The following is a 13,324-nucleotide window of genomic DNA, read 5'->3' on the forward strand; positions in this document are numbered from 1 at the left end:
ATTTTATGAAAATTATTGTCGGCCTGGGAAATCCTGGGGAAAAATACGAGAACACGCGGCATAACGCTGGCTTCTTTATAATTGAAAATTTAAAACTAGAGAATGAAAATTTTTCCGGATGGAAATTAAATAAAAAATTCAACGCGGAAATTTCCGAAGGAAAGATTGGCGGGGGAAAAATTGTTTTGCTAAAACCCCTCACTTTTATGAATAACTCTGGACAAACCGTTGCCGCCGCCGCGCATTTTTACAAAATAAAACCGGATAATATTTTAGTAATCCACGACGACATCGATTTGCCGCTCGGGAAAATTAGAGTAAAAAAAGACGGGTCGTCTGGCGGCCACCGCGGCGTGGAATCGATTATTACGGCGCTCAATTCGGAAAATTTTTCCCGATTAAAAATCGGCGTCGGACCAAAGGAACGTCCAAAAAATTTTGACGCGGCAAATTTTGTTTTAAAAAAATTTAGCAAAAGCGAAGAAAAAACCGCCGGCGATATTACCAAAAAAGCAACCGAGGCGGTCGCTATGATTTTGGCCGAGGGAGTTAGCGCGGCGATGAATAAATTTAATTAAAAAAATAATCCCGCAGTACTGCGGGATACCAAAATTTTTAATTTTTCGTTTTTAACTTTTAATTTGAGGAGTGTGACGACGATTTTGTCCGTAACACTGCCTGCAAGCGTAAAGTCTATTCCGAAAACGGAAAAAACTTTAACTTATGGTTACTTGCTAGATCAGGAGGGGTGATCATCGCGTTCACCGCTCACAGGCAGAGGCACAAACACAATCTCAAATATCTTGATATCTTAACAGAAATTGCTGTTTTTTGTCAAGACTCAAGCTTCGAGATTTTACAACGGTTTTCATACTCTATCTGGAAATAAAATATCCTTCCATGAACTCCCAAGACGACTTAAAATACTGGGTCGCTATCTCCAAATATCCGAAAATTGGCGCAATCCGCCTCATGAAACTTTTTAATTTTTTCCATTCCATGAAAGAAGCCTGGGCGGCTTCTTTTTCTGATCTGCGAAGAGCCGGACTTGATGAAAATATTATCCATGATTTTCTGGCTCAAAAAATGATCATTAATCCTGACGCTGAATGGGAAAAGCTGGTTAAAGAAAACATCTCCATCCTAACAATAAACGATCCCGGATATCCAAAATTACTAAAAGAAATCTGGAATCCGCCCGCGATTTTATATGTTAAAGGCACTCTACCGGCTGATGATGAATTTAACTTAGCCGTTGTTGGCACAAGAAAAATTAGCACATACGGCCGACAATTAACCTCACTTTTAACCGGCGAATTAGTACAAAATGGTTTTAATATTATAAGCGGCCTGGCTTTGGGAGTTGACGCGCTTGCCCATCAAACAACCGTGCGGCTCGGCGGGAAAACCGTGGCCGTGCTCGGTTCTGGCATTGATAGTGAAAGTATTTATCCAACAGGAAATAGATTTCTGGCTTCGGAAATTATAAAAACCGGCGGAGCCATAATTTCTGAATATCCCCTGGGTACTGTTGCTCTGCCGGGAAATTTTCCCCACCGAAATCGCATCGTTTCTGGACTCTCTCTTGGCACGCTTGTAATTGAAGCGGCCGAAGAATCCGGCGCCCTAATCACTGCTCAATGCTCCTTGGAACAAAATCGCGAAGTTTTCGCCGTGCCTGGCAGTATTTTTAACCCCACTTCTGTTGGACCGAATAAATTGATAAAACTGGGTGCCAAAGCTGTAACGGAAGTCCGCGATATTTTGGAGACACTGAATTTAGTCCAAGCGGCCGATTTTACCCAAAATAAAAAAATTCTCCCCTCCTCCCCAGAAGAAGAGAAAATTTTATCAAATCTCTCGGCCGAACCGACTCACGTTGATAAGCTTATCGCCGCCTCAGGCCTTGACACAGCCAAAGTTGGTGCTATACTAACCCTTATGGAAATGAAGGGAATGGTAAAAAATTTGGGCGGAATGAACTATGTGCTCGGCAAATAAACATTAAAAATCAAAAAATAGTTTAGGCCAAAATTACTAATGCCTAATTCCTAATTTCTAATAAATGTCCAATGACAAAATGTCTAATGTCTAAATTTGGTCATTTGAAATTTGGGATTTGTTTAGAAATTAGATATTAGAAATTAAAAATTAATTATGAATCTAGTCATTGTCGAATCTCCGACAAAGGCAAAAACTATCAGTAAATTTTTGAGTAAAGACTTCGTAGTTAAGTCTTCTTTTGGTCATCTTCGCGATCTGCCACAAAAAGAAATGGGCATTGATATTGAACATGATTTCGCGCCCCATTATGTCGTGCCGAGAAAAAATCAGAAGACAGTTACTGATTTAAAAAAATCCGCCGCGAAAGCTAAATTCATTTACTTCGCGTCTGACGAAGACCGCGAAGGAGAAGCCATCTCTTGGCACTTAACTCAAATATTAAAGCCGAAAACCGGACAGGCTCGCCGGATTGCTTTTCATGAAATTACCAAAGATGCGATCTTAAAAGCCCTAGAAAATCCCCGCGACCTTGATTTAAATATGGTTGATGCCCAGCAAGCCCGTCGGGTTTTGGATCGCCTGGTTGGCTATGAACTCTCCCCCTTTCTCTGGAAAAAAGTCGCCAAAGGTTTATCCGCCGGCCGCGTCCAATCTGTCGCCGTCCGTTTAATTGTTGAACGCGAACGGGAAATTCAAAAATTTGTTCCTGAAGAATATTGGAATATTGAAGGCGATTTTCAGAAAGATGATGGTAAGGAAAAATTTTCCGCGAAATTGAATAAAATTAATAACAAAGTTTTAGAAAAATTTTCAATTAAATCAAAAAATGAAGCCGATAAAATTTTAAAAGATTTGGCAGGTCGGAATTATCGCGTGGTCAATATTGAAGAAAAAGAGACAAAACGCACTCCCCCGCCGCCTTTTATCACTTCAACCTTGCAACAAGATGCCAACCGCCGTTTAGGTTTTTCGGCGAAACAAACAATGCTCATTGCCCAACAATTATACGAAGGTGTGGATTTAGGCAACGAAGGTTCGGTTGGTTTGATTACCTATATGAGAACTGATTCAGTCAATCTCGCAGAAAAATTTCTGTCTGAATCGCGAGCATTCCTTAAAAAATCTTTTGGCGAAAAATATTTGGCTCCGAGTTCGCGGCGCTTTACAACCAAATCAAAACTCGCGCAAGAAGCTCACGAAGCAATACGCCCGACCGACGCCGCTCGCGATCCAGAATCCGTCCGGCCTTATTTAGATGATCACCAATTCAAACTTTATAATCTGATCTGGCGGCGGGCTATGGCTTCGCAAATGTCCGACGGGGCGCTTATTGGCACAGCTATAGACATTGAAGCAGAAAAATCCAGCGCAAAAATTTCTTATACTTTCCGCGCCAACGGCTTGACTATAAAATTTGATGGCTTCTTAAAAGTTTATGGCACAAGCCAAGAAACAATTTTACCTGTTTTCAAAATAAAAGAATTATTGGAATTATTAAAGTTAAATCCGAATCAGCATTTCACCGAACCGCCGGCCCGATATTCTGACGCTTCGCTTGTCAAAACGCTTGAAGAATATGGAATCGGCCGGCCATCAACTTACGCCCCAACAATTTCCACAATTATTGATCGCGGTTATGTTGAAAAAATTGAAGGACGAAGATTAAAACCAACTGAAATTGCCTTCACGGTGAACGATTTATTGGTGGAACATTTTCCAAATATTGTTGATTTTAAATTCACGGCTCGCATGGAAGACGACCTGGACGAAATTGCCGAAGGAAAAAAGAAATGGGTCCCGGTAATTAAAGAATTTTATATGCCATTCAAGGAAAACCTTGACCAAAAATACAAAGATGTCAGCAAGGCCGAAGAACCGACTGAAGAAGTTTGCGAAAAATGCGGATCGCCTATGGTTATTAAAACGGGACGTTATGGAAAATTTTTAGCTTGCAGCGGATTTCCCAAATGTCGAAATATCAAATCGCTCAGCGGCCAAACTGACGGCGGCCCGGCCGAACCGGAAACAACTGACGAAGTTTGCGACAAATGCGGCGCGCCCATGGTCATAAAACACGGACGCTTCGGAAAATTTTTATCTTGTTCAAAATATCCTGAATGTAAAAACATGAAGCCGCTCGTGAAGTCCACGGGCGTTGCCTGCTCCGAATGTGGCAAGGGAGAAATTGTGGAACGGCGTTCAAAGAGAGGAAAAACTTTCTATTCCTGCAACCGTTATCCTGACTGTAAATTCGCTCTCTGGTCAAAACCGACCGGAGAAAAATGTCCAAAGTGCGGAAGTTTATTGGTCTACGGAAAGGGCGACACCGTTACTTGTTCCAGTAAAGAATGCGATTATAAAAAATAATTTTCCCCTCCTGCCTGAGGAGGGGTTAGGGGTGGTGGGAGAAAAACATAATAGGACACAAAAAACACCTCGGCCTCCGCCGGGTGTTTTTATTATAATCAAAATTTATCTAAGTTCTTTGAGCTGTGATAGAGCCTGGCTCAACGCTGTAGTTAATTCTTCCAAGCCACTGATCAATTTTCGCTTTTTTTCTTCACTGTCTTTCTCTCTTTCGACAACGTTCATCAACTTCTCAAGACTGCCCTGATGGCGAATTAATATAGCCAGGGATTCCGTTGCTTCTTCCGGAGAAAAACCAAACCTATCTCCCCCGTGTTCAAGAATCCATTGCTGATCTCTTAGCGCCCGCATTTTTTCTTTACCGCCCTCCTCCATTATAACTGGAGACTCTCTGCCCTCTGTCATAAATTTAAAAAATTAATAATTAATTCCTCCACTTCCTATAGTACTCTCTCTGATTTTGTCAAAAATAAAAAAGACAGGGCCGAGACGGACCGTAACCCCTAAACCTATGGTGATGCTAGGGTGGTTGCTCGGACCCCGCCAATTTTATTAAAACATAAAAAAGAATAAAAATAAACACCCCGCCTTGCGGCGGGGTGTTTTGATTTGGGGTTGGTCCTCTATTTCACGAAGTGGAACAAAGGACTTACCTAGCATCACAAAGATATCATAGCATAGTTTCTGTCATTTTGTCAAGGGTTATTTACAAATTCCCCGTTTTAATCTAAAATTAATTTGTTATGATAACGATTGACGATTTAATCCAAAAAATTAAATTCTACGCGCCAAATGCCGACCTAGATTTGGTGCGCTTAGCTTTTGATTACGCCAAAAAAGCGCACAACGGACAAAAGCGACTTTCCGGCGAACCATATATTAATCACCCGCTTGCCACGGCCATGAATTTAGCGGAAATGAAATTACATCAAGATATTATCATCGCCGGTCTCCTGCACGATATCCCCGAAGAAACTCGTCCGGAAAACCCGGAAATCTCTATCCGAGAAATAAAACACAACTTTGGCGAAGAAGTGGCTTTCATGGTCCGCGGAATTACTAAACTAGGAAAAATAAAATATCGCGGCATGGAACGGTATTTAGAAAATTTGCGCAAAATGTTTATAGCTATGGCCGAAGATGTCCGAGTGATTTTCATCAAATTCGCTGATCGGCTGCATAATTTGGAAACGCTTGAAGCCCAGCCATCGGCAAAACAAAAACGCATTGCCATGGAAACAATGGAAATTTATGCCCCAATCGCAAACCGTCTCGGTATGGGTGAAATAAAAGGTCGTCTCGAAGATCTATCTTTTCCCCACCTTTATCCTAAAGATTTTGAAAAATTAAGAAAAGAAGTTGCGCCGCGCTACAAAGCCAAAGAAGAATATTTGAAAAAAATAAGGGTAAAACTTTTAAAAACCATTGCCAATTTTTCTTTAGGCGCACCAGGAGAAAAGAGCAGTGAACAGCGGATTAAAGTTTATTCGATCCACGGCCGAACCAAGCGTCTTTGGAGTATACATAAAAAATTACAGCAAAAAGGATATGACGATCTTTCAAAAATTTATGATTTAGTCGCCCTTCGAGTGATTGTGGAAACAGTGGCTGAATGCTACACGGTCTTGGGTATTATTCACCAATTATGGAAACCATTAAAAGGACGCATCAAGGACTATATCGCTCAACCAAAACCAAACGGCTATCAATCTCTTCACACTACAGTTTTTTGCGATGACGGTGAAATCGTGGAATTCCAAATCAGAACGAAAAAAATGCACGAAGAAGCCGAATTTGGTATTGCTTCGCACTGGTATTATGACGAAAAAGGATCAATGCCCGTTGCAAAAGATTTAAAATGGGTTAAAGAACTGACAAGGTGGAAAAAAGAATTTGAAGAGAATCAAAGATATTTAGAATCTTTAAAAATTGATGTTTTCCAAAACAGAATTTTTGTTTTCACGCCAAAAGGCGATGTTATTGATTTACCAGAAAATTCCACGCCGGTTGATTTCGCCTATACCCTACACTCTGATCTTGGAGACAAATGCGCTGGCGCTAAAATTAATGAGCAAATGACAAAACTTGATACAAAATTACAAAGTGGCGACGTCGTGGAAATTATAATTGATAAAAATAGAAAAACTCCTTCGTCCGATTGGCTGAAATTTGTAAAAACCAACGCCGCCCGGCATAAAATTAAAAGCCGACTGAAAACAAAGTAAAAAAATTAAAATAAAAATCACCCGCCGATTTGGCAGGTGGTTTTTTTGTATGTTATCTTTTGGAAATTTTTTTAATTATATCACTATATTCTTCATCACTATAAAAATGAATTATTATTTGGCCTTTCGCGCCTCTTTTCTTTATTTCCACCTTTGTCCCGAAAACACCGCGTAATAATTCTTCTTTAGCCGCGAGTGCCGGATCAACTTTTCTTTGTCTCACTCCTTTTACTTTTTTTACCGCGCTCTCTGTGTCGCGGACAGTCATTTCATTTTTCAAAATTTTAGAAAAATATTTTAATTGTGATTTCTCGTCGGGTAAAGACAAAAGTGTGCGACCGTGGCTTTCTTTTATCTTTCCACTTCGGAGCGCTTGTAAAATTTCTTCCGGCAAACTAAGCAAACGCAAAGTATTGGCAATAACTGGCCGACTTTTACCAACTCTTACTGCTACTTCTTCCTGTGTTAAATTAAATTCATCCATCAATCTTTGAAATGCCCTGCCCTCTTCAATCGGATTTAAATTTTTCCGTTGGATATTTTCAATTAAAGCCAGCTCTAATTTTTCCTGATCCTTGGCTGTCCGGACAATCGCCGGTACAGTTTTCAAATTCAAAAATTTCGCGGCGCGGTAACGGCGTTCGCCGGCGATTAACTCATAGTTTTCTGCGTCAATTTTTGTGACGACAAGGGGCTGCAAAATCCCATGTTCCTTGATGGAATTTATCAAATCCTCCAAATCCTGATAGCCAAAATCTTCGCGCGGCTGTTTCGGATTCGGCCGGATGTTTTTCACAGGAACGTCAACGAGGCGAACACCCTGTGGCGCCGCTTCAGCTCCGGAAGAAAACGCTTGAACTATTCTTTTTGGAGGAATTAATGAATTTAGTCCTCTGCCCAGACCATATGACATATATATAATTTAAATTTTTTAAAATTTAATTTCCAAAATTTCTCGCGCCAATCTTTCATATGCTTTAGCTCCCTTGCTTTTATCATCATAATGCAAAATCGTTAAACCATGAGATGGGGCCTCGGCTAATCTGACGTTTCTCGGAATAACCGACCGAAAAATTTTATTTGGAAAATATTGATACAGCTCTTTTAAAATTGCGTCCGAAAGTCCGACGCGGCTATCAAACATAGTAATGACCGCGCCCAAAATTTTTAAATCCGGCTTGAGGTTATCTTGGACCAATTTAATTGTTTCAAGTAATTGACCAAGCCCTTCCAGGGCGTAATACTCCGCCTGAACTGGGATAAAAACATGATCGGCCGCGGTTAAACTATTTATTGTCAAAAGCCCAAGCGACGGCGGGCAATCAATAATGATGTAATCAAAATCATTGCGTGCTTCAAGCAAAGCGTCATATAGACGAAATTCCCGCCTATCAGCACCAACAAGTTCCACGTTCGCTCCGGCCAAAGAAACCGTGGCTGGAGCAACTTTATAACCCTGAACAGGAGTATTTACAATAATATTTCTAAATGGTGATGCCCCGGCAATGGCTTCATATACACCCTTTTCTAAATTGCGATGATCAATACCAAGCCCAGAGGTAGCATTGGCCTGCGGATCCATGTCCACGAGAAGAACAAATTTTCCAAGGTGTGCCAAATAAGCGCCCAAATTTACGGCAGTCGTCGTTTTGCCCACTCCGCCTTTTTGGTTGACAATAGAAATAATTTGAGCCATAATAAATTATCTGCTCCTTAAGATTTAATCATTATACCCAACTATTGCTTTTTTGACAACTTTGTCGTAAAATAAGACTAAACTGACGCCGATGTGGCGGAACTGGCATACGCGTGCGACTCAAAATCGCATTCCCTTACGGGATTGTGGGTTCAACTCCCACCATCGGCACTTTGACAAAATATTATATATTAGTTATTCTAATATATAATATAAAATTATAGCGGGGTGGAGAAGTAGCATCTCGCCTGGCCCATAACCAGGAGATCGCCGGTGCAAATCCGGCCCCCGCAACCAAAAAATAATTGAATTATATAAAGCCGGGTTTGTAGGAAAGGGGTCGGGAAAACGTAGTTTTCCCGATTTGCGGAAATATTAAAACCGCGGGGTTTTAAAGAGCGAGGCGATAAATCCGGCCCCCGCAACCAAGTTTTTTTGTCTTTTTTAAATAAATCCAACGGTAGCGAGGCTGGGTAGCTCAGTTGGTTAGAGCGAGGGACTCATAAGCCCTAGGTCGTCGGTTCGATCCCGACCCCAGCCACCAAAGTTTTATGCTCTTAACAGTCCACGCTACAACCGGCGCCTTAATCGGCCAACAAGTAAATAATCCAATTTTAGCTTTTGTTTTAGGGTTCATATCTCATTTTGTTTTAGATATGATTCCTCACGGCGATCAAGATTGGATTGAAGAATATAAGAGCGACCAAAAGTCCAAAGCTAGAAAAATCATCTGCATTGTAGCCATAGATGCAATAATTTTATTTACTTTATTGGTTTCGCGATATTTCTACGGCGACTCCTTTGCTCCGAGTTTAAGTATCGCTTCAGGAATTCTCGGTGGCATTCTTCCTGATTTCATAGTCGCTTGCCATGAATTATCCGATAGACTCTTTAAAAATTTCTATCGATTCCATTTTATTGTCCATGATTTAATTAAAGTCAAACCAACAACTGCTCAAGGCCTAGCTTTTCAAGCCATTGTTACTGCCATTCTTTTATTAAATTTTATTTAGACAAAAACCCGACCTTGCGGTCGGTTTTTTTAATTTATTTTTTATTAAACGTTTGCGACTTCTCCGTAAACTTTAAGTGTTTCCTCAGCGCATTTCTTCCAGTTAAATTTTTCAGCCTGGATTATCCCTTTTTTACTAAGTTCTTCCCGTAAATTCCGATCCACTAAAATTTTTTCTAACGCACTGGAAATTTCTAAAACTTTTTCTGGATTAATAAGTATGGCAGCTTGACCGGCAATCTCTGGCAGAGAGGATTTATTTGATGTAATTGTCGGAACTCCAAGAGACAATGCCTCAAGCACTGGCAAACCAAATCCTTCATAGAAAGATGGAAAAATAAAACAAGCGGCACCTTTCATTAAAGAAAATTTTTCGCGACCGGGAACATAGCCAATATATTTTATCTCTCCGCTTTCCCCTAACTTTTTTTGGCACGCCTCAATTTCTTTAAAAACATTTTTATACTTCCATCCTCTAACCCCAGCTAAAATGAGCTGGTATTTTTTTTCTAAATTTTTATTTTTATAAATTAAACCGCAAAACGCCTGAACTAAGGCAACGATGTTTTTCCTCGGCTCAATCGTCCCTAAAAATAGGGCGTAATCATCTTTAAGGCCGTATTTTACCTTTAAATCTTCAAAACAAATTTCTGACTCTACGCCGCAGGCGGTTTCTTTTTTCGAAGGCAAATTTCTAAACTCCACCCCCTCATAAATCACTTCTACTTTCCCGGGATTTATTTTGAAAATTTCCGTAATATCTTTTTTGGTATTTTTTGAAACAGCGATAATTTTTTCTGCCTTTTTTAAACTTTTCGGAACCAACGTTTTAGTTGAAAAATTTTGACCTATCAAAAATTTTTTTGGAAACCACTCGGGATTTTTATATATAGCAAGATCATGAACCGTTACAACGGACTTTCCCTTGTAAGCCAAGGGCAAAGTATAGGCCGGCGAGTGGAAAACATCCAACTTTTCTTTCTCAATGGCGTTTGCCGTTAAAAGATGAGAAAAGGCAAAAGGTAGATAATGTTTATATTGATGAAATGGAAAAAATTTTATTTTTACATTTGGTGCGCCAACAATCATTTCTTCGGCGGCGTCTTTGGAAAGTAAATTATCAAAAAAAAGAACGTACTCGTTCTTTTTATCTATCTTCAGGAGATTTTTTATCAAAAAAAATGTGTAATGTCCAACGCCGGCAGCTTCTCCATAACCCGGATTTAAAATTGTTCTACAGTCAATGCCAATGCGCATAATATAATATTGTATGATTTTACCATTGATAATTTACAAATGCCCAATCAACCAAACCCTTAATTTCTTTAAATCTGTCTTCCGCAGTCGCACTGCCTAAAACCACGGCAATTATTTTATGTCCTCCGCGCATAACTTCCACCGCTAAATTATACCCCGATTCTTCTATATAACCAGTTTTTCCCCCAATAAAATTATATGGTTCATCATTTAAAAAACTCCAAAGTAATTCATCTGTACTTTTTACATAATAAGTTTTCCCACTTCCGATCGGGTTGAAGACATATCTTTTTTGCAATGTTGCTGACCTGACCTCTTCCCGCGCCAAGGCCGTAGCAACAAGTTTTGCCACATCACGAGCCGTTCCCTGATTTTCTGGCAAAAGGCCCGTTGGATCAACAAAAATTGTATCTTTTAAGCTAAGCTCCTCTGCTTTTTTATTCATTTCCGCGACAAAATCTTTTTGCTCCAAACCGGTGGAGCGCGCCAGGGCAATCGCGGCGTTATTAACTGACCCAACTAAAGCCATATTAAACAAATCCTTAACAGTCACTTCTTCCGGCGAACGAGCGTAAACAATGCCACCTTCACGATCGTCCGCTCTTGTCAAACGAATTACCTTATCCCAATCTGGGTCTTGATCCAAAAAAACCAAAACAGTCATCAGCTTGGTCAAACTGGCCAAAGGTGTTTTTTCCTGAGGATTTTTTGCAAATAAAACTGTACCCGTACCTTCGTCAAAAACCAATACTGATTTAGCCGTTGTTAAAATTCCAATACTCCGGCTATCTTCTTTCTTCCAAGGAGCGCGAGGTTCAGCTCTTGGTAAGCTAAATTGCTGGCCATCACCTTCACTTTGTGTATGGAGCGCCTCTTCCGCAATAATTTCGTCTGTTAAATCCGAAACAGTCGTCTCGGTGCTCCCTGGGGAATACGCAACAAACGGAGTAAAAATTAAGATTATACTTAGAATGATGGAAAACATCATACAGTAACTTTATCTTGCGACGGCGCGTCGGTTGATAAATTTAAAATTTTATCTAAAATTTCGCTCTTTGATAATTTATCATAATCAGGCAATTCACTTTGTTTAGTAATTCCGAGATAACGCATGAAGTCGAAAGTAATATTGAAAAGTGGCTCTCCGCCTTTGTCGGAATTTTTTGATTCCGCCAACCCCTTTATCATGAGGTTTCGTAAAATTAAACTGCAATTAACTCCGCGTATTTGTTCAAGATCGGATTTCGCGATTGGTCCACGATAAGCAATAATTGTTAACGTCTCAAGCGCCGGACGAGTCAATTCCCCAGTCATTTCATCTTTTAAAAAATCTTTTACCATTTTTGAAGAATCCCCACGGGTGGCCATTTGATATTCACCATCAATTTCCATGATTTGCACTCCTCTTTTATTATTTTCGCAATCGTCCGCCAAATCTGCTAATAATTTTTTAACCTCTTCTTTTTCCCCACCGACCTGCTCACATATTTTTTTCAAACTTAGGGGCCGACTCGCCACAAAAAGCAAACTTTCTATTTTTGATTTCAAATTAGCCATAAATAAATTATATTTTTATACTATCTCCTTTTTTAATATTAATTTCACCAAACATTTCCTCTTGTCGAACAACAATGTGTCTATGCTTTAAAAGTTCCAGTACGGCTAAAAAATGAACAATGATTTCTACCTTATCTTTTGCTTTAGAAATTATGGTATGAAATCTAACTTCAAGATTTTTTTGGATTAGATCTCTGATGTGCTGTATTTTCTCTTGGATAGAAATAGCGCTTTTAACTACGCCGCGCGGCAAACGAACAATCGGTTCAAGGTCTTCTATAATTTCGCGCATCACTAAGATTAATTTTTCTTTCGTAAGCCAGGCCGGTGGATTAAATAATATATCCCCCGCTCCAAGCGACGGCCGCTCACGGACAAAAGCAAAATGTTTTTTTAAAATCATTTTATGAATTACAAGCGATGCGTCGCGGTATTCTTTATAAATTTTAAGTTGTGCGGCCAAATCTGACCCATCACCTCCTTCAGGTTCGAGCGAAGGAAAAAGAGCTTTTGATTTTATCCAAAGAAGTTTTGCAGCCACCACCAAAAAATCTGCCATCTCTGCCGGATTAAGATTATCCATCCGCTCAATATATTCAACAAATTGATCGGCAATATAAGCGAGAGAAATATCCGTGATATTCATCTCCTCTTTCTCGATCATCTGTAGAAGAAGGTCGAACGGACCTTCAAATTTTTCTATTTTTACCTTATACATTTTTTAATAAACTCCTTCTTATTTTTTCTTCCCAAAAACTCCCATAATTCCACTTGTTGCTTTAAGAAAATTTTTTGCTGTCATTGCAACTGATTCTTCAAATGTTCCCGCTCCTGCAATGATCTGTTTTGCCCTAAGAATAGTTTTATCTATATAAACCGGAACTTTATAAATTTGGCCAAAGGGCGTTACGGCGCCAGGCTTAATTTTAAATACTTTTTTCATTATTCCTTCTCTGGTAATCTCGATTTTTTTCGCTTTAACTATTTTTTTTAACTTTCCTAGATCTAACTTATGCGAAGCCGGCAAAACCGCCAAAAGATAAATTTTATCCGCCTTTATCACCAAAGTTTTAGCAATTTCACCAAGCTTCACGCCAAGCGTCTGGGCCGCGTCATAAGCCGTATAAACAGTTTTGTGTCTAACTATTTTATACTTAATTTTAGCTTTGTCAAGATAACTCAAGAGTTTTTTTGGTATGGCCATAT

At 39.7% G+C, this 13,324-nt stretch carries 13 protein-coding genes and 3 tRNA genes; 8 read left to right on the top strand and 8 right to left on the bottom strand.

Going from position 1 to position 13,324, the window contains the following annotated elements; all coding sequences use genetic code 11:
- Positions 1-5: 5 nt before the first annotated feature.
- The 3 genes from pth (at position 6) to topA (ending at position 4,371) form a co-directional block, all read left to right on the top strand.
- Positions 6-578: an aminoacyl-tRNA hydrolase gene (gene pth, locus WC445_02835; GenBank protein MFA5128881.1), complete on the top strand. Its 573-nt coding sequence runs from the start codon at positions 6-8 to the stop codon at positions 576-578.
- 322 nt (positions 579-900) lie between these two features.
- Positions 901-2,001, top strand: a complete 1,101-nt coding sequence (gene dprA, locus WC445_02840) for a DNA-processing protein DprA (GenBank protein MFA5128882.1) — start codon at positions 901-903, stop codon at positions 1,999-2,001.
- A 156-nt stretch (positions 2,002-2,157) separates the two neighbouring features.
- Positions 2,158-4,371 (top strand): type I DNA topoisomerase, encoded by a 2,214-nt coding sequence (gene topA / locus WC445_02845; protein MFA5128883.1) that lies wholly within the window; start codon positions 2,158-2,160, stop codon positions 4,369-4,371.
- 105 nt (positions 4,372-4,476) lie between these two features.
- On the opposite strand, the gene WC445_02850 is transcribed toward topA, so the two are convergent.
- Positions 4,477-4,776: a hypothetical protein gene (locus tag WC445_02850; protein ID MFA5128884.1), complete on the bottom strand. Its 300-nt coding sequence runs from the start codon at positions 4,774-4,776 to the stop codon at positions 4,477-4,479.
- A 338-nt stretch (positions 4,777-5,114) separates the two neighbouring features.
- On the opposite strand from WC445_02850, the gene WC445_02855 reads away from it, so the two are divergent.
- A complete protein-coding gene (locus WC445_02855; GenBank protein MFA5128885.1) occupies positions 5,115-6,596 on the top strand; it encodes a RelA/SpoT family protein in 1,482 nt (493 codons plus the stop codon).
- 52 nt (positions 6,597-6,648) lie between these two features.
- Here the strand turns inward: WC445_02855 and WC445_02860 are convergent, their stop codons facing one another.
- Entirely contained in the window at positions 6,649-7,509 is an 861-nt protein-coding gene (locus WC445_02860; protein ID MFA5128886.1) for a ParB/RepB/Spo0J family partition protein, read from the bottom strand.
- Between the two features lie 18 nt (positions 7,510-7,527).
- Entirely contained in the window at positions 7,528-8,292 is a 765-nt protein-coding gene (locus WC445_02865; protein ID MFA5128887.1) for an AAA family ATPase, read from the bottom strand.
- Between the two features lie 87 nt (positions 8,293-8,379).
- Between WC445_02865 and WC445_02870 the strand changes: the two genes are divergently transcribed.
- From WC445_02870 to WC445_02885, 4 genes are all read left to right on the top strand, one after another.
- Positions 8,380-8,463: transfer RNA gene (locus WC445_02870), tRNA-Leu, on the top strand.
- Positions 8,464-8,514: 51 nt separating this feature from the next.
- Positions 8,515-8,589, top strand: a tRNA-Met gene (locus tag WC445_02875).
- Between the two features lie 170 nt (positions 8,590-8,759).
- Positions 8,760-8,836: transfer RNA gene (locus WC445_02880), tRNA-Met, on the top strand.
- Between the two features lie 7 nt (positions 8,837-8,843).
- A complete protein-coding gene (locus tag WC445_02885; GenBank protein MFA5128888.1) occupies positions 8,844-9,305 on the top strand; it encodes a hypothetical protein in 462 nt (153 codons plus the stop codon).
- 44 nt (positions 9,306-9,349) lie between these two features.
- Here WC445_02885 and WC445_02890 read toward each other — a convergent pair whose 3' ends face one another.
- Genes WC445_02890 through WC445_02910 form a run of 5 tightly spaced genes read right to left on the bottom strand, consistent with a single transcriptional unit; the run spans position 9,350 to position 13,322 of the window.
- Complete coding sequence (locus tag WC445_02890; GenBank protein MFA5128889.1) at positions 9,350-10,561, bottom strand: glycosyltransferase family 1 protein; 1,212 nt, start codon at positions 10,559-10,561, stop codon at positions 9,350-9,352.
- 19 nt (positions 10,562-10,580) lie between these two features.
- Complete coding sequence (locus WC445_02895; protein ID MFA5128890.1) at positions 10,581-11,549, bottom strand: serine hydrolase; 969 nt, start codon at positions 11,547-11,549, stop codon at positions 10,581-10,583.
- Entirely contained in the window at positions 11,546-12,118 is a 573-nt protein-coding gene (scpB, locus tag WC445_02900) for an SMC-Scp complex subunit ScpB (protein MFA5128891.1), read from the bottom strand. Before scpB ends, WC445_02895 begins: the two co-directional genes overlap by 4 nt.
- 7 nt (positions 12,119-12,125) lie before the next feature.
- Entirely contained in the window at positions 12,126-12,836 is a 711-nt protein-coding gene (locus WC445_02905; protein ID MFA5128892.1) for a segregation/condensation protein A, read from the bottom strand.
- An 18-nt stretch (positions 12,837-12,854) separates the two neighbouring features.
- Complete coding sequence (locus WC445_02910; protein ID MFA5128893.1) at positions 12,855-13,322, bottom strand: YbaK/EbsC family protein; 468 nt, start codon at positions 13,320-13,322, stop codon at positions 12,855-12,857.
- Between the last annotated feature and the right edge of the window lie 2 nt (positions 13,323-13,324).

Source organism: Patescibacteria group bacterium, assembly GCA_041650995.1.
GTDB lineage: Bacteria > Patescibacteriota > Patescibacteriia > XYB2-FULL-38-15 > XYB2-FULL-38-15 > JAHIRI01.